17 protein-coding genes are annotated in these 25,557 nt (G+C 70.7%); 5 read left to right on the top strand and 12 right to left on the bottom strand.

From position 1 onward, the window contains the following. The 8 genes from IE153_RS38860 to IE153_RS38895 all read right to left on the bottom strand — a co-directional run bounded on the left by IE153_RS38860 (position 1) and on the right by IE153_RS38895 (position 14,349). Positions 1 to 357 (bottom strand): 5-carboxymethyl-2-hydroxymuconate Delta-isomerase, encoded by a 357-nt coding sequence (locus IE153_RS38860; protein WP_189594394.1) that lies wholly within the window; start codon positions 355 to 357, stop codon positions 1 to 3. Positions 358 to 388: 31 nt separating this feature from the next. Beyond that, entirely contained in the window at positions 389 to 2,008 is a 1,620-nt protein-coding gene (locus tag IE153_RS38865) for a fused response regulator/phosphatase (protein ID WP_189594395.1), read from the bottom strand. A 74-nt stretch (positions 2,009 to 2,082) separates the two neighbouring features. Further along, the gene (gene pulA, locus IE153_RS38870) at positions 2,083 to 7,488 is read right to left on the bottom strand and encodes a pullulanase-type alpha-1,6-glucosidase (protein ID WP_189594396.1); all 5,406 of its coding nucleotides are present in this window, start codon (positions 7,486 to 7,488) and stop codon (positions 2,083 to 2,085) included. Positions 7,489 to 7,673: 185 nt separating this feature from the next. Further along, the gene (locus tag IE153_RS38875) at positions 7,674 to 9,047 is read right to left on the bottom strand and encodes an alpha-amylase (RefSeq protein WP_189594397.1); all 1,374 of its coding nucleotides are present in this window, start codon (positions 9,045 to 9,047) and stop codon (positions 7,674 to 7,676) included. Between the two features lie 119 nt (positions 9,048 to 9,166). Continuing rightward, entirely contained in the window at positions 9,167 to 10,861 is a 1,695-nt protein-coding gene (locus tag IE153_RS38880) for a glycoside hydrolase family 13 protein (protein ID WP_189594436.1), read from the bottom strand. Between the two features lie 173 nt (positions 10,862 to 11,034). Beyond that, on the bottom strand, positions 11,035 to 11,943 hold the full coding sequence (locus IE153_RS38885; protein ID WP_189594398.1) for a sugar ABC transporter permease: 909 nt from the start codon (positions 11,941 to 11,943) through the stop codon (positions 11,035 to 11,037). A gap of 14 nt (positions 11,944 to 11,957) precedes the next feature. Continuing rightward, positions 11,958 to 12,962, bottom strand: coding sequence for a carbohydrate ABC transporter permease (locus tag IE153_RS38890; protein WP_189594399.1), 1,005 nt, complete (start codon positions 12,960 to 12,962; stop codon positions 11,958 to 11,960). A 118-nt stretch (positions 12,963 to 13,080) separates the two neighbouring features. After that, a complete protein-coding gene (locus IE153_RS38895) occupies positions 13,081 to 14,349 on the bottom strand; it encodes an extracellular solute-binding protein (RefSeq protein WP_189594400.1) in 1,269 nt (422 codons plus the stop codon). A 402-nt stretch (positions 14,350 to 14,751) separates the two neighbouring features. Between IE153_RS38895 and IE153_RS38900 the strand changes: the two genes are divergently transcribed. After that, positions 14,752 to 15,786, top strand: a complete 1,035-nt coding sequence (locus IE153_RS38900; protein ID WP_189594401.1) for a LacI family DNA-binding transcriptional regulator — start codon at positions 14,752 to 14,754, stop codon at positions 15,784 to 15,786. Between the two features lie 93 nt (positions 15,787 to 15,879). After that, a complete protein-coding gene (locus IE153_RS38905) occupies positions 15,880 to 16,920 on the top strand; it encodes a phosphatase PAP2 family protein (RefSeq protein WP_189594402.1) in 1,041 nt (346 codons plus the stop codon). Here the strand turns inward: IE153_RS38905 and IE153_RS38910 are convergent. After that, positions 16,917 to 19,925, bottom strand: coding sequence for a bifunctional [glutamine synthetase] adenylyltransferase/[glutamine synthetase]-adenylyl-L-tyrosine phosphorylase (locus IE153_RS38910; RefSeq protein ID WP_189594403.1), 3,009 nt, complete (start codon positions 19,923 to 19,925; stop codon positions 16,917 to 16,919). The two genes, IE153_RS38905 and IE153_RS38910, sit on opposite strands and share 4 nt — an antisense overlap. A 354-nt stretch (positions 19,926 to 20,279) precedes the next feature. On the opposite strand from IE153_RS38910, the gene IE153_RS38915 reads away from it, so the two are divergent. Next, complete coding sequence (locus IE153_RS38915) at positions 20,280 to 20,726, top strand: VOC family protein (protein WP_185014803.1); 447 nt, start codon at positions 20,280 to 20,282, stop codon at positions 20,724 to 20,726. A 57-nt stretch (positions 20,727 to 20,783) separates the two neighbouring features. Beyond that, entirely contained in the window at positions 20,784 to 21,407 is a 624-nt protein-coding gene (locus IE153_RS38920; protein ID WP_189594404.1) for a VOC family protein, read from the top strand. Between the two features lie 11 nt (positions 21,408 to 21,418). Here IE153_RS38920 and IE153_RS38925 read toward each other — a convergent pair whose 3' ends face one another. The 3 genes from IE153_RS38925 to glnA2 form a co-directional block, all read right to left on the bottom strand. Continuing rightward, on the bottom strand, positions 21,419 to 21,967 hold the full coding sequence (locus tag IE153_RS38925; RefSeq protein WP_189594405.1) for a TetR/AcrR family transcriptional regulator: 549 nt from the start codon (positions 21,965 to 21,967) through the stop codon (positions 21,419 to 21,421). Positions 21,968 to 21,986: 19 nt separating this feature from the next. Then, entirely contained in the window at positions 21,987 to 22,568 is a 582-nt protein-coding gene (locus IE153_RS38930; protein WP_189594406.1) for a sugar O-acetyltransferase, read from the bottom strand. A 102-nt stretch (positions 22,569 to 22,670) separates the two neighbouring features. Continuing rightward, positions 22,671 to 24,032 carry a gamma-glutamylpolyamine synthetase GlnA2 gene (glnA2, locus tag IE153_RS38935; protein WP_189594407.1) on the bottom strand — a complete coding sequence of 454 codons (1,362 nt, stop codon included), beginning with the start codon at positions 24,030 to 24,032 and terminating at the stop codon, positions 22,671 to 22,673. A gap of 293 nt (positions 24,033 to 24,325) precedes the next feature. Here glnA2 and IE153_RS38940 point away from each other — a divergent pair, with 293 nt between their 5' ends. Further along, positions 24,326 to 25,513, top strand: coding sequence for a globin domain-containing protein (locus IE153_RS38940; RefSeq protein WP_189594408.1), 1,188 nt, complete (start codon positions 24,326 to 24,328; stop codon positions 25,511 to 25,513). Positions 25,514 to 25,557: the final 44 nt, after the last annotated feature.

Genomic DNA, 25,557 nt, shown 5'->3' on the forward strand with positions numbered 1-25,557 from the left:
CTAGCTCTCGAACTTCGCGTACGACGGGTCCAGGTCGCGGACCTCGGCGGAGGCGTGCAGCGCGAGCCCCGCGGCCGGCTTCAGATGGGCCCGCAGCAGCTCCAGCGCGGCCTGGGTGAGCCGGGCCTTGACCTCGTCGGTGCGGCCGGCGAGCAGCGCGATGTGGATGTGGACATGGGCGTGCCCCTCGGCCTCGGGGCCGACCACGATGTCCTCGGTCGGACGGAACCGGCTCTTGCAGGCGGGCGGCTTGGCGGCCGCGATCTCGACCGTCGCCTCGTGCAGCGCCTTCGCGAAACCGGGCCGGTCGAAGTCGCCGGCGAGGTCGGCCGAGTAGTCGACGGTGATCTGCGGCATCAGTACTCCTGTTCCAGGGCGGCCATCGGGCTCACCCTAACCGCAGGGCCAGCATCGCGATGTCGTCCTCGCGGTCCTGGCCGAAGCAGCCCAGCAGCACGTCGCAGAGGCCGTCGAGGCCGGCCGGGGCGCCTGCGGCGGCCGTGCGGAGCTGCTCCATGGAGGTCGTGAGGGGGATGCCGCGGGTCTCGATGAGGCCGTCGGTGATCATGAGCAGGCGGTCGGTGCGGCGCAGCCGGCACTCGGTCGCCGGGGGCCGCTCCAGGCCCAGCCCGAGCAGCGGACCGCAGGCGTCGGCGTACGCGGCGCCGCCCCCGTCGCGCAGGATCAGCGGCGGGATGTGACCGGCGTTGGCGATGCGCACCCGCCCGCTGCCGGGGTCGAGCAGGGTCAGGCACACGGTGGCGGTGATGTCGGGGTGGTACTCCTGGAGCATCCGGTCGAGCCGCGTGGCCAGCACGACGGGGTCGCTCTCGTCGACGCAGTAGGCGCGCAGGGCGTGGCGGATCTCGACCATGACGGTGGCCGCGTCCAGGGAGTGCCCGACCACGTCCCCGACCGCGGTGAGGACACCGTCGCGGGTGCGCAGGGCGGCGTAGAAGTCGCCGCCGATCTCGGCCTGCTCGGAGGCGGGCACGTAGCGGACGACGATGTCGACGCCCGGCAGGTGCGGCAGCTTGTGCGGCCGGGGCAGGAAGCTGCGCTGGAGGGTGAGGGCGACGTGCCGTTCCACCTGGTACATCAGCAGCGGTTCGGCGGCGAGCACGGTGGCCTGGGCGAGGCGGGCGCGCAGTCCGTCGTCCGCGGGATCGCCGGTCGCCGTGGACCGCGCGGGCGTGGCGAGGCACACCGTCGTCCGGCCGTCCTGGGCCGTCGCCACGGTCAGGCGGGCGTCCTCCTCGACGCCGGCCCGGAAGACGCCGGCCGGCCACAGCGGCGCGGGGACGACGGTGGTGTGCACGCCCGTGCGGCCCTCCGCGAGCCGGCTGACCAGCCGGGCCGCCGCCTGGTGGGCGTCGCCGCCGGTGGTCGCGGGGCGGCCTCGGGCCGTGCCGCGGTACGGCTCGCCGTCCGGGCCGACGACGAACACCACGGCCGGTGAGGCGGTGAGGCGTGCGGTGCCGTCGGCGGCGGCGGTGGCGAGTTCCCGGGGGCAGCGGGCCGCCTGCACGGTGATGACGGCCTCGGCCAGGAGTGTGAGCCGGTGGACGGCGGTCTCGGCGCCGGTGGTGCGGCGGGCTCCGCGCACGGCGGCCCGGACGACGGCCTGGATCTCCAGTGGTTCGGCGGGCACGGTCAGATAGGCGTCCCCGCCTGCGTCGAGTCCCCTGCACCGGTCGCCGGGCGCGGTCGCGGCGGCGGAGAAGTGCACGACGGGGAGTGCGGCCATGGGCGGCTGGGCCCGAACCCGGCGGCACAGTTCGAAGCCGCTCATGTCGGGCAGCCCCACGTCGACGAGGGCCACGTCGGGCAGGGTGCCGTCCCGCAGCCGGACGTCGAGTTCGATGAGCGCCTCGCCGCCGCTGGCGACGGGGACGACGCGGTGGCCGGCCCGTTGCAGCACCGCGCCCATGGCGTAGCGGCTGGCCGCGACGTCGTCGACGACCAGCACCGTGGTGCCGGGGCTCTGCTGCGTGCCGCTGGGGTGCAAGTCGGCGGCCCCTCGGGAGCGTGCGGGGGTGGGGCGGACCGTGGGTCACGGCCCGCCCCACCCAACGTAGTGCGCTATCCGGCGGACCGGGTGAAGACGGCGACGGTACGCCCCGGAACGGCGAACGTGCCCGATTCGGCCGCGTAGGAGGAGGACTTGACGGTAGAGTCCGCCCCCGCCGCCTGCACCGGGTGCAAGCGGTAGCCGGCCCCGGCGAGTGCCGGGACGCGCTGTTCCTGCTTCTCGGGCGTGGCGTTGAAGACGACGACGAGGTCACCGAGCCGCATGGTGATCACGCCGGGCGTCTCGTCCTCGCCGGACAGCGGGAAGGAGAGCCGGGACTGCACCCGCTCGGCCGTGCCGAGGGAGAAGTCCTCCTCGGTGCTGCGGATCCGCAGCAGGTCGCGGTAGGCGGCCGAGGTGCCCTCGATCTGCTCGCAGCCCACCTCGACCGTGCTCAGCAGGGGCTTGGCGTACGGCCACTTGTCGGTGTTGTCGGCCGCCATGGGCAGTCCGCGGCCGAAGCCGTTGCCGTCCTCGCACCTCCAGTGGACGGCGTTGAACCAGTCGCCGCTGTCGTAGGAGTTGCGGTCCAGGGACTTGGAGCGCAGCAGGTCGGTGCCCGCCTGGGAGAGGGCCGGGCCCTGCGAGAGGGTGGCCGTCGCCATGGCCAGGACCTGCATCCGGGCCCGGTCGGCCGCGCTCGTCGAAGCGGGCAGCTTGAAGGCGAGCGCGTCGAACAGGGACTCGTTGTCATGGGCGTCGGCGTAGGCGAGGGCGTCACCGGGGGCGTCCGCGTAGCCGGCGGGGGCGCCGTTGTAGTCGACCTCGGAACCGTTGACCTCCTTGCCCGCGGTGTCGGTGAACCGGTAGTCGGCGAGGTTGCCGGACAGGCCGACCTTGATGAGGTCCTGGTAGTGCAGCAGGCGGGCCTTCTGCTCGGCCGGAGTGCCGTTGTTCTCAGAGGAGTTGGGGTCGGTGTACAGACCGGAGGCGAAGCCCTGGACGCCGGGGTCCTCGTCGAAGGGGCCGCCGCCGCGGACCGCGTCACGGGCGCGGTCGGAGAAGGTGGCGATGCCGGTGCCGGCCATGTTCTTCTGCGTGGCCTGGACGAACCGGGCGTCGTCGGCGATCTCGCCGAAGTTCCAGCCCTCCCCGTAGAGGATGATCTTCTTGCCGTCGACGCCGTCCTCCTTGAGGGTCAGCGCGTCGAGAGCCTTTCGGACCGCGAGGATGTTGGCCTTCGGGTGGTGGCCCATGAGGTCGAAGCGGAAGCCGTCGACCTTGTACTCCTTCGCCCAGGTGACGATCGAGTCGACGACGAGCTTGCCCATCATGGCGTTCTCGGTGGCGGTGTTGGCGCAGCAGGTGCTGTTCGCGACCGAGCCGTCGGCGAGGAGCCGCTGGTAGTAGCCGGGCACGATCCGGTCGAGGACGCTTGTCTTCTCCTGGCCGCTCGCGGCGGTGTGGTTGTAGACGACGTCCATGACGACCCGCAGTCCGTCGTCGTTGAGGGCCTTCACCATCTTCCGGAACTCGACCGTGCGGGCGGTGCCGTCCGGGTCGGTGGCGTAGGAGCCCTCGGGCACCGTGTAGTGGTACGGGTCGTAGCCCCAGTTGTAGGCGTCCTTCGCGGCGGTCTTCCCGACGCACTCCTGCTGCTTGTCGGAGTCGGCCGGGAAGGAGGCCAGGTCGCAGTCGGGCTTCGCCTGGTCGGCCTTCTTCTCCGGGATGGTGGCGATGTCGAAGGCGGGCAGCAGGTGGACGTAGGAGGTGCCCGCCTTCGCCAGCTCGCGCAGGTGCTTGCCGCCGTCGGCGGTCTTGTCGGTGAAGGCCAGGTAGGTGCCGGGGTGCTTCGCTGTGCGGTCCTCCACGGAGAAGTCCCGGATGTGCAGCTCCTGGATCTGCGCGTCCTTCAGCGGTACGGCCCTGGGCTTGGTGTACGCCGACCAGCCGGAGGGCTTGAGCGCCTTGTCGCGCAGGTCGACGACGAGGCTGCGCTCGGAGTCGGCGGTGAGGGCGAGGGAGTAGGGGTCGGTGACCTTGTTGGTGACGACCTCGCGGACGCTGGGCGCCCAGACCTTCACGACGTACCGGTAGGGCTTGCCCTTCCAGGACTTCGGGCCGGTGACGGACCAGACGCCGGTGGCGGCGTCGCGCTTCATCGGCACGGTGGAGTCACCGATCTCCAGTGACACCTGCTGTGCGGTCGGCGCCCACACGGACAGCGTGGGGCGGCCCTTGGAGAACGTCGGCCCCAGGTCGGCCTTGGTGGCGCCGGGGTACAAGTCGTCGAGGACTCCGGCGATCTGCACGCCGGTCGCGGCGAGCACGGCGCCGTTGGCCGCGTGCTGAGCGGCGACGACCTGGCCGCGCAGGGCCTCGCGGACCCGGTCACGGTCGCGCGGGTCGACGGTCCAGGCGTCGTACCCCTTCAGATGCGGGAACTTCGCCTTCTGGGCGTCGGTCAGCTCGCCCTTCGACAGGCGCAGCCACTTCGCGTCACCGGTCAGGACGCCGTCCTTCGCGGCGATCGAACCGTCGCGGGAGTACAGCAGCTGGGTGGAGGCGGCGGCGTCGGAGCCGTTCCAGGCGAGGGTGTTCCGGTCGATCCAGACGGCCTTGGAGGTGGTCAGGTCAAGGGCGGCCGCGCTGCCGGCGGGCTGCGGGAGCAGGTACTTCTCCTGGCCGTTCACCAGCCACACCTCGTGGCCGTTCGCCTTGAGGTCGAGCGACTGGTCGGTGGGCAGGTCCTTCTCGTCGCCCTTGTGGATGATGTAGCTGAGACTGGTGGCACCCTCGGTGAGCGGCACCTCGTAGACAGCGCCATAGGAGTCAGTCTTCACCGGCTTGAGGGGGTTCGACCAGTCGGTGGGGTTCGCGGCGCCGGTCCAGACGTGCAGGCCCCAGCCGTCGTAGTTCCCGTCGGCCCGGTGGTAGTGCAGGACGGCCTTGGTCTTGTCGGGCGCCGGTAGGTCGGGGCGCTCGGTGGTGACGGTGTCCTTGCCCTGCTCGATCCAGATCTCGCCGGTCTTGGTGACGTCGATGGTGCGGTCGGTGGAGACGTCCTTGTCGCCGTCCTTGTCGATGACGAGGAAGCCGACGTTCGAGGCGCCGGGCTTGAGCTTGACCCAGGCGAAGGCTCCGTAGGCGTCACGGCCGGTGAAGGGGTGGCTCTTCGGCCACTCGGTGGCCTCGCCCTCGGCGAGGTCGCCCCAGGCGTACAGACCCCAGTCGTCGTAGTCGCCGTCGGCGCGCTTGTAGTGGACGATCGCGTAGTCGCGGGAGGAGGCGGTGGGCGGCTCCTCGGCGGGCGGGGTGCCGGTGGTGGAGGCGGCGAGGGCGCTCGCGGTGCGGCCGGCCGAGTCGATCACGACGGCCTTGTAGCGCAGGGCCGTGCCGGGGGGCACGTTCTTGCCGATGGTGTGGGTGACCTTGTACGGGGCGTGGTCGGCGGAGCCGAGGGTCTGCCACCTGCCGTTGCCGGTCTGCGCGGCGAAGACGACCCGGTTGAGCTGTCCCCCGTCCACATCCGCGGAGACCTCCGCGGTGCCGGTGGCGCCGGCGGCCGGGGCCTTCAGGGTGATCGTGGGCGCCGTGGCGGGCTTGGCGAGCCTGCCGGACGCCTTGAGGACGACCGCCGAGCCGGCCGGGACGGTGACCGTGAGCTTCTTGCCGCCGTCGCTCTTCGGGGCGGCGTCGGTGCCGTGGATGCCCTTGAAGGTCATGCCGGCCGAGCCGGTCGGGAAGGTCGCGGTCTTCGCCTCGCCCGCGTTGTTGAAGGCGACGACGTACTCGGTGCCCGTCTTCGCGTCGGTGCGGGAGAAGGCGTAGACGCCCGGGCCGTCGGCCGCGTACCGCTGCTGCTGGACGCCGTCGGTGAGGGCCGGGTTGGCCTTGCGGAGTGCGGCGAGGGCGCTGATCTGCCGGTAGAGCGGGGCCTTGGTGTCGTAGGCGTCCTCGGCGTGGGTGCGGTCGGTGCCGATGCGGTCGTCGTCGAGGTAGTCGGCGGTGCGCGAGGCGAACATGCTCTGCCGGGCGTCCTTGTCGCCGCCCGGGCCGGTGAAGCCCTGCTCGTCGCCGTAGTAGACGACCGGGTTGCCGCGGCTGAGGAACATCAGCTCGTTGGCGAGCTCGTCCCTGGCGAGGAGCTCGGCGTCGGTGGCCTTCGGGTCGTCCTGCTTCAGGAACGACCCGATGCGGCCCATGTCGTGGTTGCCGAGGAAGGTGACCTGCTCGTACGCGTTGGCCTTGCCGGTCGTGTACTTGTGGTCGTCGCCGAAGACACCCGCGAGCTTCTGGGCGCTCGCGCCCTGCGAGGCGTACTGCCGGGCGGCCTCCTGGAAGGGGAAGTCGAGCGTGGCGTCGAGCCGGCCCTGGGTAACGTACGGGGCGGTGACGTTCGTGTCGGCCGAGTACACCTCGCCGAACATGAAGAAGTCGTCCCGGCCGCGCTGGGCGGCGTAGGCGTCGAGGGCGGTGGCCCACTGCGTCCAGAACTCCATGTTGACGTGCTTCACGGTGTCGATCCGGAAGCCGTCGACGTCGAAGTCCCGTACCCAGCGCTGGTAGATCTTCTCCATGCCCCGCACGACTTCGGGCCGTTCGGTCCACAGGTCGTCCAGGCCGGAGAAGTCGCCGTGTGCGGAGCTCTCACCGGCGAAGGTGGAGTCGCCCCGGTTGTGGTACATCGTCGGGTCGTTGAGCCACGACGGGACCTTGACGTTCTTCTTCGCCGTGGGGACGGCCGGGGTACGCGGGAAGGAGCCGGTGCCGACCTCGGGGAAGTCCCGTCGCCCGTCCGCGTAGTCGGCGTCGTCGAAGGGCTCGCCGCCCTTCGTCAGGTACGGGAAGGCGCCCTTGGAGAGGTAGTCGTAGGACTTCTCCTCGTAGTCGACGACGTCCGCCGTGTGGTTGGTGATGACGTCGAAGAAGACCTTCATGCCCTTGGCGTGGGCTTTGTCGATGAGGGTCTCGAGGTCCTTGTTGGTGCCGAAGTGCGGGTCGACCTGGGTGAAGTCCGTGATCCAGTAACCGTGGTAGCCGGCCGAGGCGTTCGCCCCGGTGCCCTGCACGGGCTGGTTCTTGAAGATCGGGGCCATCCAGAGGGCGGTGGTGCCCAGGCCCTTGATGTAGTCGAGCCGCTCGGTCAGGCCCTTGAGGTCGCCGCCCTGGTAGAAGCCCTTGTCGGTGGGGTCGTAACCAGTGGTCAGGCGGGTACCGGTGAGTGCGCCCTTGTCGTTGCCGGTGTCGCCGTTGGCGAAGCGGTCCGGCAGGACGAAGTAGAACTGCTCACGGGTGGCGTCGTGCCGGGCGGGCTCGGCGGCCAGCTTGGCTTCGGACGGGGGCGCCGGCGGGGTGGCCGCCCCGGCGGCGAGCGGTTGGACGAGTGTGGCGGCCAGCGCGGTGGCGGTGACCGCGGCGACCCGTCCGGTACGGGCGGTTCGGCGCCTTGCGGGCGCACGCCATCTCGGTATCACTGACGTGGACTCCTTGCATTGCGGCTCTCTCGGGTCCGACCCCGCGCGACCGTATCGCCGCCGAAACGCTTACAGCAAGAGTCTTGAAAGCATGGGAAAGAACTTTCAACCACCGGAGTGGGGCCTGAGGAGCGGCCCCGGCCGCCACAGGACGTGGTGGCCGGGGCCGCGCACGATGCCCGGCTTCAGCAGCCGGACTTGCCCGCGTGGATCGCCAGCGCCGTGTGCGAACCGAGGGTGGCCGTGAACTGCCCGCTGGAGTTCACCGTCACGGTCCTGTTGTTCTGCACATCGCAGTACGTCCCCGCAGGCAGCGACGTCTGATACGTACGGCTCAGCGAACCCGGCTCGTGGTTGATGGCCACGAAGCCCTTGCCGCCCCGGCCGAAGGCGATCGCGTCGCCGCCGTTGTCCCACCAGTTGGTGACGGCCTGACCCCGGGTGGCGTTGCGGAAGCCGACCATGGACTTGATCTCGGGCCAGTTGTGCTGGCACTTCCAGCCGTCCTGCCAGCAGGCGCTCACCTGGCCGCCGTTCGGTGGGCCGGCGTCGTGGTCGGAGAAATCGTAGCCGGAGTTGATGTCCGGGGCGCCGTAGGGCCAGGCCAGCATGAAGACGTTGGCCAAGGTGTAGGTGGCGCCGTCCTTGTAGCTGAGCGTCGAGCCGTTGCGCTCGGTGTCGTGGTTGTCGACGAAGACACCGGAGGCACCGCTGCTCATGTAGCCCCAGCCCTCGCCGTAGTTCTTCAGGTAGGCGAGGTTCTCGTTGTTGAAGACCCGCTTGAGGTCGTAGGCGTAGCGGAACTCCTGGACGTCGCCGTTACTCGTGTATTCGGTGGGCTGGACGGCCTCGCCGGAGCCGTAAATGACCTCCTGCTTCCAGTACACCGACGGGTTGCTCAGCCGGGACTTGATGGTGGCGAGGTCGGCGATGTCGATGTGCTTGGCCGCGTCGATGCGGAAGCCGTCGACGCCGAGGGAGAGCAGGTCGTTCATGTACCCGGCGATCGCGCCTCGGACGTAGTTCTCGCCCGTGTCGAGGTCGGAGAGGCCGACCAGTTCGCAGTGCTGGACGTTCCAGCGGTCCTGGTAATTGCTGATCTGGCCCGTGCAGTCGTCGAAGTCGGGCGCGGAGTAGAGGCCGGGGTAGGTGTACTTGCTGTAGGACGAGCCGCCGGTGCCGGTGCCGCTGCCGGCCGCCATGTGGTTGATGACGGTATCCGCGACGACCTTCACACCGGCCGCGTGGCAGGTGTTCACCATGTTCCGGAACGCCGTGCGGTCGCCGAGCCGGCCGGCGATCTTGTAGCTGACCGGCTGGTACGAGGTCCACCACTGCGAGCCCTGTATGTGCTCGGCGGGCGGGGAGACCTGGACGTAGCCGTATCCGGCGGGCCCGAGGGTGGTGGTGCACTCGCGGGCGACCGAGGCGAAGTTCCACTCGAAGAGGACGGCGGTGACGTCCTTGATGCCAGGTGGGGAGGCCTGCGCACCAGTCGGGTTCATGACAACCGCAGCCGCGGCGAGCGCGACGGCGGAGGCGAGGTATCTGCGTGCCATGTGGGGTTTCCTTCTTCGTTGAAGGTTCTTGCTGCAAGGTTCAGAAACCTTGCGGTGACGCAGATAGTAGAGGCCCGCCACCCGAAAGGGCAGCGGGCCGTACGGAATTCAAAGGAAAATCAGGCGCGGGCCCCCGCGGTCGCGGTGGTCCACCACACCGTGGTGTCGGCCGGCACCTTCGCCTCGTCGTCGACCTCGACGATCTCCCCGCTCGCCACGAGCACCCGGCCGTACGCGGGCATCGCCACCGACTCGCCGGTGGTGTTCGCGACGCACACGAACTCCCCGCGCCGGAAGGCCAGCACGCCCTCGGGCGCCCGCAGCCACTCGACGGACGTGCCGGCGCCGAGGTCGGGCTGCTCGCGCCGCACACGGAGCGCGGCCCGGTACAGCTCCAGGGTCGAACCGGCCTCGCCGGTCTGCGCCTCGACGCTCAGCTCACCCCAGCCCTCCGGCTGCGGCAGCCAGCTGCCGCCGTCACCGAAGCCGTACGACGAACCCGTCCGGGTCCACGGGATCGGCACCCGGCAGCCGTCGCGGAAGCCGTCCTGGCCCGCGCCCCGGAAGTACGCCGGGTCCTGGCGCACCTCGTCCGGCAGGTCGACGACGTCGGGCAGGCCGAGCTCCTCGCCCTGGTAGACGTAGGCCGAGCCGGGCAGCGCCAGCATCAGCAGGCTCGCGGCCCGGGCCCTGCGCAGGCCCAGTTCGCGGTCACCGGCCAGGCGGATCTGGGTGCCGAGGCCGGGCGGGTTGGCGAAGCGGGTGGCGTGCCGGGTCACGTCGTGGTTGGACAGCACCCAGGTGGCGGGGGCGCCGACCGGGCGCATGGCCTCCAGGGTGCGGTCGATGACCTCGCGCATCTCCTCGGCGTCCCAGTGGGTGCTGAGGTACTGGAAGTTGAAGGCCTGGTGCAGCTCGTCCGGGCGGACGTAGTGGGCCGTCCGCTCGATGGTGGGCGTCCAGGCCTCGGCGACGAAAATGCGCTCGCCCGCGTACTCGTCGAGGATGAGCCGCCACTGCCGGTAGATCTCGTGCACGCCCTCCTGGTCGAAGAAGGGCATGACATCGTTGCCCAGCAGCTTCACCTGGTCGTGGGATCCAAGGTCGGGCAGGCCTTCCGCCTTCACCAGACCGTGGGCGACGTCGATGCGGAAGCCGTCGACGCCCATGTCCAGCCAGAAGCGCAGGATGGAGCGGAACTCGTCGCCGACCGCCGGGTGCACCCAGTTGAAGTCGGGCTGCTCGGGGGCGAAGAGGTGCAGGTACCACTCGCCGGGCGTGCCGTCGGGCTCGGTGACCCGGGTCCAGGCCGGGCCGCCGAAGATCGACTCCCAGTCGTTGGGCGGCAGTTCGCCGTTCTCGCCCTTGCCGGGGCGGAAGTGGTAGCGGTCCCGCAGCGAGGAGCCCGGGCCCTCGGCGAGGGCCCGCTTGAACCACTCGTGCTGGTCGGAGGAGTGGTTGGGGACCAGGTCCACGATGACCCGCAGGCTCAGCCGGTGGGCGTCGCAGATGAGCGCGTCGGCGTCCAGGAGGTTGCCGAACATGGGGTCGACGGCGCGGTAGTCGGCCACGTCGTAGCCGGCGTCGGCCTGCGGCGAGGCGTAGAAGGGGCTGAGCCACACGGCGTCCACGCCGAGGTCGCGCAGGTACGGCAGGCGGCTGCGGACACCCTCCAGGTCGCCCATGCCGTCGCCGTTGCTGTCGGCGAAGCTGCGCGGGTACACCTGGTAGATCACCGCGTCCCGCCACCAGTCGCGGCGCTTGGCGACGGCCACTGTGGGGGTGGGGGCAGGTGCAGCTGAGTGCTGGCTCATGTCGTCCTTGATGCGTAACGAGGTGTCGGTCATGGAAAGCGTGGATGGGGTTCGGGCGGCCGCGGCACAGCGGGGTCGGATGGGCACCGCGGCCGCCCCCACGCGCCCCGAAAGGGGCGCGGGGAACTGCGCGACCGGCCACGACGGCGCCGCGGCCGGCCCATGGGCGGAGGTCACCCCTTGGTGCCGCCCGCGGTGAGCCCGGTCACCAGGTTCTTCTGCACGAGGTAGAAGAACAGGGCGGCCGGTATCGCGATCAGTACGGCCGTCGCGGCCATCAGGTTGCGCTGGGCGTCGTGTTCGCTGACGAACGTCTGCAGACCGACGGCGAACGTGTAGTTGTCGTCGCTCAGCATGAACGTCGAGGCGAACGCGACCTCACCGAAGGCCGTGAGGAAGCTGTAGAACGCCGCGACCGCGAGGCCCGGCTTGGCGAGCGGCAGGATGAGCCGCGCGAACGTGCCGAAGGGGGTCAGCCCGTCGACGCGCCCTGCCTCGTCGATCTCGAACGGGATGGTGTCGAAATAGCCCTTCATCAGCCAGGCGCAGTACGGCACGATCGTGGTGCAGTTGACCAGGATGAGACCAAGGTAGCTGTCGATGAGCTGCAGATCCGAGAGGATCTGGTACATCGGCACGATCAGTACCGCGATGGGGAACATCTGGGTGACCAGCAGCACCCACATCAGCTTCCGGTAGCCGGGGAACCGCATACGGGAGACGGCGTAGCCGGTGGACGCGGCGACGACGACGCCGATGAGTGTCGTGCCCAGCACCACGGCCAGCGTGCTCTTCAGCCAGTCGAAGAACCCGGTGTCCTGGAGGACATAGGCGTAGTTGTCGAGCGACAGCTTGCCCCAGATGCGTCCGGGGTGGAGGTAGTCGTCCTTGTCCGGGCCGAGGGACAGGAAGGCCAGCCAGGCGACCGGGAAGAGCGCGGTCAGGCTGGCGGCGATCAGCACGGCGTGCGAGGCGAGGGAGGCGCCGCGGCTGCGTTCGCCTCGGCCGCGGACCTTGCCGGGGGCGGTCGCGGGGCGCCGCTCGCCGGCCGGTGCGGAGCTCTCGACGGTGGTCGTACTCATGGGGAACTCCTGCCTCAGATCGCGAGCTGCTGCTCGTTGCGGTTCAGCCAGCGGCGGTAGAAGGAGGTGAAGACGATCAGGATGGACAGGAGCAGGATTCCGTAGGCGGCGGACTGGGCGTAGTCGCGCGGCTGCTGCCCGAAGCCCAGTTGGTAGGCCCACGTGACGAGGATCTGGGCGTCCGGTGCGGTGTTGCCGAACAACAGGAAGATGATGGCGAACTGGTTGAAGGTCCAGATGACACCCAGGAGGACAACCGTCGTGCTGACGGACCTCAGACCGGGCAGGGTGACGTAGCGGAATCGCTGCCAGGCGTTGGCTCCGTCCATCTCGGAGGCCTCGTACAGGCTCGCGTCGATCGACTGCAGGCCGCCGAGGAGCGAGACCATCATGAACGGCACACCGCACCAGGTGTTGACCATGATCGCGGCGAACCGCTGCCAGAAGGTGTCCTCCAGCCACAGCGGTGTCGGCAGACCGAGGCCCTCCAGGGCGGTGTTGATGACGCCGCCGTCCGCGAGCATGAACCGCCATCCGAAGACGGTGACGAAGGTGGGCACCGCCCAGGGCAGGACCAGGATCATCCGGTAGAGGGTGCGGCCGCGCAGCTTCTGGTTGAGCAGCAGGGCGAGGCCGAGACCGATGCCGTAGTGCAGGGCGACACAGGCCGCCGTCCAGAAGACCGTCCACAGGAAGTGCGACCAGAAGCGGTCGTAGGCCGTCGGGCCCCAGAGGATGTCGGCGTAGTTGTCCAGGCCGATGAACTTGTACGTGGCGTCGATGTGGTTGACGCCGATCGTGCGGGCGGTGTTGAGGCTGGTGGCGTCGGTGAGGGTGAGGTACAGGCCGTACACCAGCGGGTACACCACGAGGACGCCGAGCACGACGGCCACCGGGGCGATCATCGCGTAGGCGTACCAGTGCTTGTGGAAGCCGTTCTTCAGCCGCTGGGCCGGCCCGGGTCGCGGTTCCCGCTCACCGCGCCGCTTGCCGGTCGCTCGGTCGATGGCGACTGTCATGGTTCGACACCTTCTGGAGGTTCAAGGAGGTCAAGGGGGCTGCCCGGGCTCAGGCGCGGGCCGGTGGCCGCCGGATCCCCTCCCCCCACGACAGGGGGATCCGGCGGCCACCAGGCGGTCACTTGGAGAAGTCGGGCACCAGCTTGGCGATGGCGGTCTCGGCGTTGCCGAGGCCCTTGTCCAGGGATTCCTTGCCGCCGGCGATCTTGATCAGCTCGTCGTCGAGCGGACCCCACAGGGAGCTGTACTCGGGCAGCGCCGGGCGCGGCTGGGCGCTGGAGAGCACGCCCTGGTAGCCGGCGATGCCGGGGTCGGCCTTGACCTTGTCGGTGTAGGCGTCCTCGCGGGTGGGGAGCGTGGAGTTCTTCAGCGCGATGGTCTCCTGGGCCTTCGCCGAGGTCATGAAGTTCACGAACTTCATCGAGGCCTTCTGGTGGGCCTCGTCGGAGCCGGCGTAGACGGACAGGTTGTGGCCGCCGGTCGGGGCGCCCGCCTTGCCGGCGGAGCCGGCCGGGACGGTGGCGATGCCGAGGTTGTTCTTGTCCTTGAAGGCCGAGCCCTTGTAGAAGTTCGTGATCTCCCACGGGCCCTGGACGATCGAGGCGACCTTGCCGCTGACGAACGCCTCCTGGATGTGGGCGTAGGCGTCGGCGGTGGTGTCGGCCTTGTGCAGGCCCTTGCCGGAGAAGAGGCCCTGCCAGGTGCCGTAGGCCTTCTTGGCCTCGGGCGAGGTGACGGTGATCTTCTTGGCGTCGGCGTCGACGGTGTCGGTGCCCTCGCCGTAGAGGAAGGACTGGGCGTAGTAGGCCTGGGTGGAGCCCCAGTAGCCGTCGACGCCGGTCTTGCCCTTGATCGTGGCGGCGGCCTTCTTCAGGTCGTCCCAGGTCTTGGGGGCCTCGACGCCGGCCTTCTCGAACAGGGCCTTGTTGTAGACGAGGGCGAGGGTGTCCGTGGTGAACGGGACGCCGTAGGTCTTGCCCTCGTACTTGGCCTGCTCGATCAGGCTGGGCTGGAACGTGGCCTGGTCCTTGAGGGCCTCGGTGCCGTCCAGCGGCGCGAAGAAGCCCTTCTTGGCGAAGGCCGGGGTCCAGCCGACCTCGGAACGCAGCACGTCCGGGGCACCCTTGGAACCGGCGGCGGTGTCGAACTTGTTCTGCGCCTGGTCGAAGGGGACGTTGACGTACTTGACCTTGATGTCCTTGTTGGCAGCCTCGAACTGCTTCACCAGGGCCTGGTACGTCGGCGCCTCGTTGGTGGCGTTGGAGGTGTCCCACCAGGTGATGGTGACCGGGCCGTCGGCCTCGTCGCCACTGTCGCTACCGCCGCAGGCCGTCGCCGCCAGGGCGAGGGACGCCACCAGCGCGGTGGCCGCTATGCCACGCCGCATGAGTTCTCCTTGAGGGTGAAAGCCCGTTGTGCTGCCGACTGCGCCGTTGGCGGCCGGGCGTCGGTGACATTAACCGCGCCGCAACGTGTTGCGAAAGACCTTGCAGCAAAAAGTTGCAAGGGGTGCGGATGGTTATCCCGCCGTGACCTCTCCGCGGCCTCTCCCCCACGGCCCCGCAGCCCTTGTTTCCAGCTGTTCGACGGGGAGTCGGACAGCTGTGCAAGACTCTGCAAGCACTTGCCATCCGCGTCCGCCGGGGGAATCATCCGTTGCGGATCGGACGCCGACCACGAGTTTCGAGGGACCGCGATGACCAAGCCACCCGCAGCGGGCCGTGCGACGGCGCGCATCAGGCGTCCCGTCGGTGTGCAAGGAGAACCCCGGCCGCTACAGTCCAGTGCTGTGACCACACGGCTTGCCGACATCGCTGTGCAGGCGGGGGTGAGCGAAGCGACCGTCAGCCGGGTCCTCAACGGGAAGCCGGGCGTCGCCGCCACCACCCGCCAGTCCGTGCTGGCCGCTCTCGACGTGCTGGGCTACGAACGCCCGGTGCGCCTGCGCCAGCGCAGCGAGGGGCTGGTGGGGCTGATCACCCCGGAGCTGGAGAACCCGATCTTCCCGGCCCTGGCGCAGGTCATCGGCCAGGCGCTGACGCGGCAGGGCTACACGCCGGTGCTGGCCACCCAGACGCCGGGCGGCTCGACCGAGGACGAGCTCACGGAGATGCTCGTGGACCGCGGGGTCGCCGGCATCATCTACGTCTCCGGACTGCACGCGGACACCACCGCCGACATGCAGCGCTACGACCGGCTGCGCGCCCAGGGCGTGCCCTACGTGCTGGTCGACGGTTTCTCGCCGAAGGTGCAGGCGCCGTTCATCTCCCCCGACGACCGCGCGGCGATGAGCCTGGCGGTCACGCACCTGGCGTCCCTGGGGCACACCCGGATCGGTCTGGCCCTCGGGCCCAAGCGGTTCGTGCCGGTGCAGCGCAAGATCGAGGGCTTCGTGCGCGCGGTGCAGGATCAGTTGGGCCTCGATGCCGCGACGGTCGAGTCGGAGCTGGTGCAGCACTCCCTGTACACCCTTGAGGGTGGTCAGGCGGCGGCCGTCGCGTTGATCGAACGGAACTGCACGGCCGTGGTGTGCGCCAGCGACATGATGGCGCTGGGCGCGATCCGGGCGGCGCGGCAGCTCGGTCTGGACGTGCCGAAGGACATCTCCGTCGTCGGCTTCGACGACTCCCCGCTGATCGCCTTCACCGACCCGCCGCTGACCACGATCCGCAAGCCGGTCCCGGCGATGGGGCAGGCGGCCGTGCGCACGCTGCTGGAGGAGATCGGCGGGACGCCCGCGCCCCACAGCGAGTTCGTGTTCATGCCGGAGCTGGTGGTGCGTGGTTCGACCGCCTCGGCTCCGGGGGAACGCGGTCGCTCCTGAGGCCTTCGGCCTGATTTCGCCGCAGAACATGCGGCTCGTGCGGGGCCGCGGGATGATCGGTGGGGAAGTCCTTTTCTGGCAGACTTTGCGCCTATGGGTGAAACGACCGTAACGAAGCCGGAGGGCCTGGAAGCGGCCCTCCCGGAGACCGTTGCGGCCGATTCGGGTCACGGTCCGCTGCGCCGGCTGCGCACCCCGCGCCGGCCCCGCTTCTGGTTCGAGATCCTGCTGATCGCGGTGAGTTACTGGACGTACTCGCTCGTCCGCAACGCCGTGCCCGAGCAGAGGACCGAGGCGCTGCACAACGCCGACTGGATCTGGCAGGTCGAGCACCATCTGGGCATCGCCGTCGAGGAGTCGGTCAACCACGCCGTGAACTCGGTGCATTGGCTGATCGTCGGGATGAACTACTACTACGCGACGCTGCACTTCATCGTCACACTGGGTGTCCTGGTGTGGCTGTACCGTCGCCACCCCGGCCGTTACGCGGCGACCCGTCTGGTGCTGTTCGCGACCACGGCCGTCGCCCTGGTCGGTTACTACCTGTATCCGCTGGCGCCCCCGCGGCTGATGAACGGCGGCGACTTCATCGACACGGTCATGGTCCACCAGACCTGGGGTTCGATGGCGTCCGGCGACCTGAAGCACATGTCGAACCAGTACGCGGCGATGCCGTCGATGCACATCGGCTGGTCCCTGTGGTGCGGGCTGACGATCGCCGCGCTGGCGACGGTTCCCTGGGTGCGGGTGCTGGGGCTGCTGTACCCGGCGCTGACGCTGGTGGTCATCGTCGCCACGGCCAACCATTTCTGGCTGGACGCGGTGGGCGGCATGCTGTGCCTGGCCTTCGGGTTCACGGTCGCGCGGCTCTGGTACGGCAGGCAGCCGTACGCGCTGCCGCGGACGGTGCCGACGCGCGGGCCGCGCGCCTCCCGGGCTGAGGCGAAGAGGCCTGGGGCCGGGAGGCCTGGGGCCGGGAGGGCTGAGGCCGGGAGGGCTGCGGCCAGGAGGCCTGAGGCCGGGAGGGCCGCGGCCGGGACGTCAGGGCGTGGCGTGCCGGACAGGTCCCGGGGGGTGCCGGACAGGTCCCAGGGGGTGCGGGACAAGTCCCCGGGGTGGTCCGGCAGGCCCTAACGCTCGGCGATGCCGTAGAACAGTTCCTCCACCACACCGCGCGCCCGGCGTGCCGTGCGCCGGTACGCGTCCAGCATGTCGCCCGCGTGGCCGGGGCCGTAGCCCAGGTACCTGCCCACGGCGGCCAGTTCCCGGGGCTCCGTCGGGAACGTGTCGCCGGCCCGGCCGCGGACCAGCATCACCGCGTTGCGGACGCGGGTCGCGAGGACCCAGGCCTCGTCGAGGGTCGCCGCGTCCTCGTCCGTGATGAGCCCGGCGGCGCGGGCGGCGGCCAGGGCCTCGCGGGTGCGGGTGGTGCGCAGGCCCGGCTCCGCCGAGCCGTGCCGCAGCTGCATGAGCTGCACGGTCCACTCCACGTCGGACAGGCCGCCCGGCCCGAGCTTGGCGTGCAGCTTGGGGTCGGCGCCGCGCGGCAGCCGCTCGGACTCCATGCGGGCCTTCAGCCGCCGGATCTCGCGTACCGCCTCGTCGGCGAGTCCGTCCGCCGGGTAGCGCAGCGGGTCGATCAGCTCGATGAAGCGGCGGCCCAGGCCCTCGTCACCGGCGACGGGCTCGGCCCGCAGCAGCGCGTGCGACTCCCACGTCAGGGCCCACCGGCGGTAGTAGGCCGCGTACGACGTGAGGGTGCGGACCAGCGGCCCGGACTTGCCCTCGGGGCGCAGGTCGGCGTCGATGAGCAGGGGCGGGTCGGCGCTGGGGATCTGCAGCAGGCGGCGCATCTCGGAGACGACCTTGCTGGCCGCCTGGGAGGCCTCTCGCTCGTCTACGCCGTCGCGCGGTTCGTGCACGAACAGCACGTCCGCGTCGGAGCCGTAGCCCAGCTCGTGGCCGCCGAACCGGCCCATGCCGATGACCGCGAACCGGGTGGGCAGGTCGTCGCCCCAGCCGTCCCGCACGACCGCGCGGAGTGTGCCGGCGAGGGTCGCGGCGGTCAGGTCCGACACCGCGCCGCCGACCCGGTCCACCAGGGCGCCCTGGTCGGCCTCGGCGGGCTGCTCCTCGGTGCCGTAGGAGCCGACGATGTCGGCGGCGGCCGTGCGGAACAGCTCGCGGCGGCGCACCCCGCGGGCTGCCGTGACCGCCTGGGCGGCGCCGTCGGCGCGTTTCACCGCGGCGTATATCTCCTGCTCCAGGTGGGCGCGCGGCCGTGGCTCCAGGCCGCCGCCGTCCCCGTCACCGAGCAGCGCCACCGCCTCCGGGGCGCGCATGAGCAGGTCGGGCGCGAGCCGGCCGGCGGACAGCACCCGGGCGAGGTTCTGCGCGGCGGCGCCCTCGTCCCGCAGCAGCCGCAGGTACCAGGGGGTCTTGCCGAGCGCGTCGGAGACCTTGCGGAAGTTGAGCAGGCCCGCGTCCGGGTCGGCCGAGTCGGCGAACCAGCCGAGCAGCACGGGCAGCAGGGTGCGCTGGATGGCGGCCTTGCGGGTGACGCCGGAGGCCAGCGCCTCCAGGTGACGCAGGGCGGATGCCGGGTCGGCGTAGCCGAGGGCGACCATGCGCTCCCGGGCCGCCTCGGTGCTGAGCCGGGCCTCGCCGGTGGCGAGCTGGGCGACGGCGTCGAGCAGCGGCCGGTAGAAGAGCTTCTCGTGCAGGCGGCGTACGACACCCGCGTGCCGGCGCCACTCGCGGTGCAGGTCGGCGACCGGGTCCGTGCGCAGGCCGAGGGAGCGGCCGATGCGGCGCAGCTCGGCCTCCTCCTCGGGGACGAGGTGGGTGCGCCGCAGCCGGAAGAGCTGGATGCGGTGCTCCATGGAGCGCAGGAAGCGGTAGGCCTCGTCGAGCTGTGCCGCGTCGGCCCGGCCGACGTAGCCGCCGGCGGCGAGGGCCTTGAGGGCGTCCAGGGTCGTGCCGCTGCGCAGGGAGGTGTCGGCCCGGCCGTGCACCAGCTGGAGCAGCTGCACGGCGAACTCGACGTCCCGGAGGCCGCCCGGGCCGAGCTTCAGCTGGCGGTCGACCTCGGCGACGGGGATGTTCTCCACGACCCGGCGGCGCATCTTCTGCACGTCGGAGACGAAGTTCTCGCGTTCGGCGGCCTTCCACACCAGGGGCTGGACGGCGGCGACGTACTCCGCGCCGAGGTCGAGGTCGCCGGCCACCGGGCGGGCCTTGAGCAGCGCCTGGAACTCCCAGGTCTTGGCCCAGCGCTGGTAGTAGGCGAGGTGGCTGGAGAGGGTCCGCACGAGCGGGCCGTTCCTGCCCTCGGGCCGGAGGTTGGCGTCGACGGGCCAGATCGAACCCTCGACCGTCGTCTCGGAGCAGATCCGCATCATGTGCGAGGCGAGCCGGGTGGCGGCGCGCACCGCCTTGGTCTCGTCGGTCCCCTCGGTGGCCTCGCCCACGAAGATGACGTCCACGTCGGAGACGTAGTTGAGTTCGTGGCCGCCGCACTTGCCCATCGCGATGACCGCGAGCCGGCACAGGGCGGCGTCCTCGGGCGCGGCCGCCTCGGCGATCCCGAGGGCGGCGCGCAGAGTGGCGGTGGCGAGGTCGGCGAGCTCGGCGGCGGACTCGGCGAGGCCGGTGGTGCCGCAGACGTCCCGGGCGGCGATGGACAGCAGGCAGCGCCGGTAGGCGACGCGCAGGGATACCGGGTCGGTGGCCTCCGCGAGGCCGGCCTCGAACTCCTCCACCCCGGGGTGCAGGTCGTAGGCCTCGTACATGACGAGGGCCTGCCAGTCGTCCGGGTGCCGGGCGAGGTGGTCGGCGAGTGCGGTGGAGGCGCCGAGGACGCCGAGGAGGCGGTCGCGCAGGGGCTTGGCCGCGATGAGGGTGTCGAGCAGTTCCCGGCGGGCGCCGGGGCTCTGCTGGGCTTCCAGCAGCCGGACCAGCCCGAGCAGCGCGAGATCGGGGTCGGCGGTGCCGCCCAGCGCCTCCAGCAGCACCGGGTCGTCGCGCAGCGGCGCGAGCTCAGGACTGTCCAGGAGCCGCTCGGCGGCGGAGGCGTCGGTGAAACCGTGCCGCAGCAGCCGTGTGAAAGTACTGCTCCTGCGCCCCGGCGCCGCCGTCATCCGGGCCTCCCTCGCACTGTTCCTCGGACATGCATCGGATCAAGGTCGTACGGCTTTGAGCGTAACCGCCCGGGGCGGGGGAGGCGCCGCTGAGTCCGGCAGGCGGACGGGGCGGGCGCGTGGCTACGGCGACTGGCCGCGGAGGGGGAGGCACGCTACGGCGGTCTCCGGCCACAGGGGGTACGGGAGGGCCATTTCCCCTGCGGCGCGGGCCGTGCGGCCGTCCACTCGGTGGCGCGGCACACCGTTATCGGCTTCGGTGAGGGGAACCGTTCATCCGGCTTCAGTCCGCGCCAGCGGCTTCCGCCGGACAAGGTGATCGGTTCTCGTGAGGCCGGACGAAGGAGTCACGCCATGGACATCACCCTCGAAGTCATCCCGCTGCCCGTGTCCGACGTCGACCGTGCCCGGGACTTCTACCGGGACAAGGTCGGCTTCCATGTGGACATCGACCAGGAGGTCATGCCCGGGATGCGGATCGTCCAGCTGACCCCTCCGGGTTCCGGCTGTTCGATCGCGCTGGGCGAGTCGATCTGGCAGATGACCCCCGGCCCGACCCCGGCCCCGGGTTCCTACCAGGGTCTGCAGCTGTGCGTCGCCGACATCAAGGCGGCCCACGCGGAGCTGGTCGCCCGCGGCCTCGACGTCTCGGAACCCGTCCAGTACTCCCCGGACGACGGCGCGACGTTCATGCACTTCCAGGATCCGGACGGCAACGGGTGGGCGGTGCAGGAGTACCGGCGCAGGGCCACCGAGCCACTGCACCGGTTGCTGGCGGACCTGAAGCGGAAGCAGGCCTGAACAACCTGGTCAGGAATCGAGAAGCGGGGTGCGTGGAGCGCGATTAGCGTCGTTGTCATGACTTCCATCGCATCCGTCACCCTCGAGGTGGCCGACCCCGCGGCCGCCGACCGCTTCTACTCCGCCGCCTTCGGTGTGGGCGACCGGTTGCGCCTGCGGGCGTCGGAGGAACCGACCTCCGGCTTCCGCGGGTTCACGCTGTCGCTCGTGGTCTCCCAGCCGGCCGACGTGGACGCCCTCCTCGACGCGGCCGTGCAGGCCGGCGCGACGACGCTGAAGCCCGCCGCGAAGTCGCTCTGGGGCTACGGGGGCGTCGTACAGGCCCCCGACGGGACGATCTGGCAGCTCGCGTCGTCGTCGAAGAAGAACACCGGCCCGGCGACCCGGCAGGTCGACGAGTTCGTCCTGCTGCTCGGCGTCGAGGACGTGAAGGCCAGCAAGCAGTTCTACGTCGAGCACGGGCTGGCCGTGGGCAAGAGCTTCGGCAGCAAGTACGTCGAGTTCGCCACCGAGGGACCCGTGAAGCTGGCCCTGTACAAGCGCCGGGGCCTGGCCAAGGTCGCCGGCGTCTCCCCCGACGGCACCGGCTCCCACCGCCTCACCATCGGCAGCGACGCCGGGCCGTTCACCGACCCGGACGGGTTCGCGTGGACGACGGCGTCGGAGAGCGCGTCGGTGTGACGGGGCGGGCCTCAGGACGGCACTGCCGTCAGGCGGGTCACCGCCAGCCGCGTCAGCTCGCGGCTGTGCGGCTCGCCGTCGAGGGAGCGGTGCAGGGTCAGTCCTTCGATCAGCGCGTCCAGCTGACGTGCCGTGACGGGGTCGAAGTGCTGCTCCAGGAGCAGGCGGCTGCGGCGCATCCAGGCCTGTGTCAGCTCGCGGTACTCGGGCCGCCGGGCGGCCAGGGTGTACAGCTCGTGCACGAGGACGAGGTCACGCCGGGGCCCCTCGGACAGGGCGTGGACGAGGTCCGTGACGGCTTGACGGACCTGCTCGGGTGTCTCGGCACCGCCGAGATGGTGCTCGAAGACGGCCACGATGTGGTCCGCGAACCGGGTGAAGGCCTCCCGCAGCAGCTCGTCGATGCCGCTGAAGTGGTAGGTCATCGAACCGAGCGGCACCCCGGCCCGGGCGGCGATCCTGCGGTGGGAGACCCCGGCGACACCCTCGTCGGCGATGTGGTCGAGCGTGGCGGCGAGAATGCGTTCGCGGCGCTGCGGATCGGCGTGCCCGGTGGCCATGGCGGTCGTCTCCGGCGGGTCAGAAGTCGCGGACGGGCCGGGCGGGGTTGCCCACGGCGACGACGTTGGCGGGCACGTCCTTGGTGACGACCGCGCCCGCGCCGACGACCGCGTTGTCGCCGATGGTCACGCCCGGACACACGATGACCCCGCCCCCGAGCCAGACGTTGTCCCCGACCACGATCGGCCGCGCCGCCTCCAGCTTGTCCCTGCGCGGCTCCGGCTCCACGGGATGGGTGGGCGTGAGGAGCTGGACGTTGGGCCCGATCTGACAGTCCTCGCCGATGGTGATCCGGGCGACGTCCAGCGCGGTCAGGTTGTAGTTGACGAAGGTCCGGGCCCCGATGGAGATGTTGCTCCCGTAGTCGACGTACACCGGCGGCCGCAGATCGACCCCCTCCCCCACGGCACCGAGCAGCTCGTGCAGCATCGGCCGCGCCGACTCGGCGTCCTCGGTATAGGCGGCCAGATACCGCGCGGCGAGCCGCATCGCCCGCTGCTGCCGCCGGGCGATCTCGGGGTCGTCGGCGATGTAGAGATCACCGGCGAGCATGCGCTCGAGGTTGGTCCGGGGGTCGTCGGCGAAGTGGTCCGTGGCCATGCGTACGATCGTACGCTCTGGAAGGTACGAACGTACACTCGTGCGCCGAAAAGGGGGCCCGCGGTCCGCGACCGCCGGCCCCCTGGGACGTTCCACCTGCCCTTACAGCGCCGGAAGGTTCTTCCGCAGCTCGAACGCCGTGACCTCCGAGCGGTACTCCTCCCACTCCTGCCGCTTGTTGCGCAGGAAGAAGTCGAAGACGTGCTCGCCGAGGGTCTCGGCGACGAGGTCGCTGCGTTCCATGAGGGTCAGGGCCTCGCCCAGGTTCTGGGGAAGCGGCTCGATGCCCATCGCGCGGCGCTCCGCGTCGGAGAGGGCCCAGACGTCGTCCTCGGCGCCCGGCGGGAGCTCGTAGCCCTCCTCGATGCCCTTGAGGCCGGCGGCCAGCAGCAGGGCGTAGGCCAGGTACGGGTTCGCACCCGAGTCGAGGGAGCGGACCTCGACCCGCGCCGAGCCCGTCTTGCCGGGCTTGTACATGGGGACGCGGACCAGGGCCGAGCGGTTGTTGTGGCCCCAGCAGATGTAGGAGGGGGCCTCGCCGCCCGCGCCCGCGGTGCGCTCCGCGCCGCCCCAGATGCGCTTGTAGGAGTTCACCCACTGGTTGGTGACGGCGGAGATGTCCGCCGCGTGCCGCAGCAGGCCCGCGATGAAGGAGCGGCCCACCTTGGAGAGCTGGTACTCCGAGCCCGACTCGTAGAAGGCGTTGCGGTCGCCCTCGAAGAGCGACAGGTGCGTGTGCATGCCGCTGCCGGGGTGCTCGGAGAACGGCTTCGGCATGAATGTGGCGTGCACGCCCTGCTCCAGGGCCACCTGCTTCATGACGAGGCGGAACGTCATGATGTTGTCGGCCGTGGAGAGCGCGTCGGCGTAGCGGAGGTCGATCTCCTGCTGGCCGGGGGCGCCCTCGTGGTGGGAGAACTCGACCGAGATGCCCATCGACTCCAGCATGGTGATCGCCTGGCGGCGGAAGTCCATGCCGACGTTGGTCGGGGTGTGGTCGAAGTAGCCGGAGTTGTCGGCGGGCGTCGGACGGCTGCCGTCCAGCGGCCGGTCCTTCAGCAGGAAGAACTCGATCTCCGGGTGGGTGTAGAAGGTGAAGCCCAGGTCGGAGGTGCGGGCGAGGGCGCGCTTGAGCACGTAGCGCGGGTCGGCGAAGGACGGGGAGCCGTCCGGCATGAGGATGTCGCAGAACATGCGGGCCGTGCCCGGGGCCTCCGCCCGCCAGGGCAGGATCTGGAAGGTCGACGGGTCCGGCTTGGCGATCATGTCGGACTCGTAGACCCGGGCGAAGCCCTCGATCGCGGAGCCGTCGAAGCCGATGCCCTCGTCGAAGGCCTGCTCCAGCTCGGCCGGGGCCACCGCGACCGACTTGAGGAAGCCCAGCACGTCCGTGAACCACAGGCGTACGAACCGGATGTCGCGCTCCTCCAACGTCCGGAGCACGAACTCCTGCTGCTTGTCCATCTTCCGCTTCCCCATCCTTGCTGGTCAGGCCGCCTGTCTTCCGTACCACGGGAGGCGGTCGGGCACCAGAGCATCAGACCACACCACCGTTTCGTGCGCGTTGCGGACCATGATCGCCCGGGGGGCCTGGGGCCGAACGCCTCACATACGGCAGGTGAACTGCTCTTCCGCCCATAGTGCCTGCTCGCACCGGCATCCGTAACGGCCGGTTCCTTTCGCCGCCCCACCCACTTAATTTGCATCTTATATGCAACTTTAAATAGCGTGCCCCAGTCGAGCCTTGAGGAGCCCAGATGCTGTCCGAGCAGTCCGCCGCCACCGTCCGCGCCACACTCCCCGCCGTCGGCGCGGCCCTCGGCACAATCACCGAGCGCTTCTACGCCGGGCTGTTCGAGGCCCACCCGGAACTGCTGCGGGACCTGTTCAACCGGGGCAACCAGGCCGCCGGCACCCAGCGCCAGGCTCTGGCCGGGTCCATCGCCGCGTTCGCGACGCACCTGCTGGACCGTCCGGGGCAGCGGCCGGACGCGATGCTGCAGCGCATCGCCCACAAGCACGCCTCGCTCGGCGTCACGCCGGAGCAGTACGGCGTCGTCCACGAGCACCTGTTCGCCGCCATCGCCGAGGTGCTCGGCGACGCGGTCACGCCGGAGGTCGCCGCAGCCTGGGACGAGGTCTACTGGCTGATGGCGAACGCGCTCATCGCCGTGGAGCGGCGGCTGCGCGAGGAGCACGGCGGGCCCACCTGGCGGGCCTGGGAGGTCGTCGAGCGGGTCGCCGAGACCGCGGACGTCGCCACGTTCCGGTTGCGGCCGGCCGACGGCGGCCCGGTGCGGGACTTCCTCGCGGGCCAGTACGTCTCCGTCCGCGTCACCCTCACGGACGGTGCCCGTCAGATACGGCAGTACAGCCTGTCCGGGGCGCCCGGCCCGGACCTGCGGCAGATCAGCGTGAAGCGCGTGCACACGGCCGCCGCCCCCGACGGCGAGGTCTCGAACCACCTCCACGCGCGCGTGGAGGTGGGTGACGTCCTGGAGGTGTCCGAGCCGTACGGCGACCTGGTCCTGGACGCCGACTCCGACACGCCGCTGCTGCTGGCCTCGGCCGGCATCGGCGTGACCCCGATGACCGCGATGCTGGCGCACCTCGCCGACTCGGGGCACCGCGCCCCGGTCACCGTCGTGCACGCCGACCACTCCCCCGCGACCCACGCCCTGCGCACCGACCACGAGGCCTACGCGGCCAAGCTCCCGGACGCGGCCGTCCACCTCTGGTACGAGCAGGACGCCCCGGCGGGCACCCACCCGGGCCTGGTCGACCTCACCGGCGTTGCGCTGACCCCGGGCACGCGCGCGTTCCTGTGCGGACCGCTCCCCTTCATGCGGGCGGTGCGGACCCAGTTGATCGCGAAGGGCGTGGCACCCGCCGACATCCACTACGAGGTGTTCGGCCCGGACCTGTGGCTGGCGGGGCAGGCCTAGGCCTGCCCTCGGGGGAACCGGGCCCTGGTCGGGGGGACCGGGCC

The organism is Streptomyces massasporeus, assembly GCF_014648995.1.
GTDB classification, from domain to species: Bacteria; Actinomycetota; Actinomycetes; order Streptomycetales; family Streptomycetaceae; genus Streptomyces; species Streptomyces massasporeus.

What these genes read in the sequence shown, in the direction of transcription:
- IE153_RS38905 (WP_189594402.1), top strand. Translation starts at nt 15,880, where the DNA reads ATGGGTGAAACGACCGTAACGAAGCCGGAGGGCCTGGAAGCGGCCCTC.
- IE153_RS38885 (WP_189594398.1), bottom strand. Translation starts at nt 11,943, where the DNA reads ATGAGTACGACCACCGTCGAGAGCTCCGCACCGGCCGGCGAGCGGCGC.
- IE153_RS38920 (WP_189594404.1), top strand. Translation starts at nt 20,784, where the DNA reads ATGACTTCCATCGCATCCGTCACCCTCGAGGTGGCCGACCCCGCGGCC.
- glnA2 (WP_189594407.1), bottom strand. Translation starts at nt 24,032, where the DNA reads ATGGACAAGCAGCAGGAGTTCGTGCTCCGGACGTTGGAGGAGCGCGAC.
- IE153_RS38940 (WP_189594408.1), top strand. Translation starts at nt 24,326, where the DNA reads ATGCTGTCCGAGCAGTCCGCCGCCACCGTCCGCGCCACACTCCCCGCC.
- IE153_RS38915 (WP_185014803.1), top strand. Translation starts at nt 20,280, where the DNA reads ATGGACATCACCCTCGAAGTCATCCCGCTGCCCGTGTCCGACGTCGAC.
- IE153_RS38930 (WP_189594406.1), bottom strand. Translation starts at nt 22,568, where the DNA reads ATGGCCACGGACCACTTCGCCGACGACCCCCGGACCAACCTCGAGCGC.
- IE153_RS38890 (WP_189594399.1), bottom strand. Translation starts at nt 12,962, where the DNA reads ATGACAGTCGCCATCGACCGAGCGACCGGCAAGCGGCGCGGTGAGCGG.
- IE153_RS38910 (WP_189594403.1), bottom strand. Translation starts at nt 19,925, where the DNA reads ATGACGGCGGCGCCGGGGCGCAGGAGCAGTACTTTCACACGGCTGCTG.
- IE153_RS38875 (WP_189594397.1), bottom strand. Translation starts at nt 9,047, where the DNA reads ATGGCACGCAGATACCTCGCCTCCGCCGTCGCGCTCGCCGCGGCTGCG.
- IE153_RS38895 (WP_189594400.1), bottom strand. Translation starts at nt 14,349, where the DNA reads ATGCGGCGTGGCATAGCGGCCACCGCGCTGGTGGCGTCCCTCGCCCTG.
- IE153_RS38880 (WP_189594436.1), bottom strand. Translation starts at nt 10,861, where the DNA reads ATGAGCCAGCACTCAGCTGCACCTGCCCCCACCCCCACAGTGGCCGTC.
- IE153_RS38860 (WP_189594394.1), bottom strand. Translation starts at nt 357, where the DNA reads ATGCCGCAGATCACCGTCGACTACTCGGCCGACCTCGCCGGCGACTTC.
- IE153_RS38925 (WP_189594405.1), bottom strand. Translation starts at nt 21,967, where the DNA reads ATGGCCACCGGGCACGCCGATCCGCAGCGCCGCGAACGCATTCTCGCC.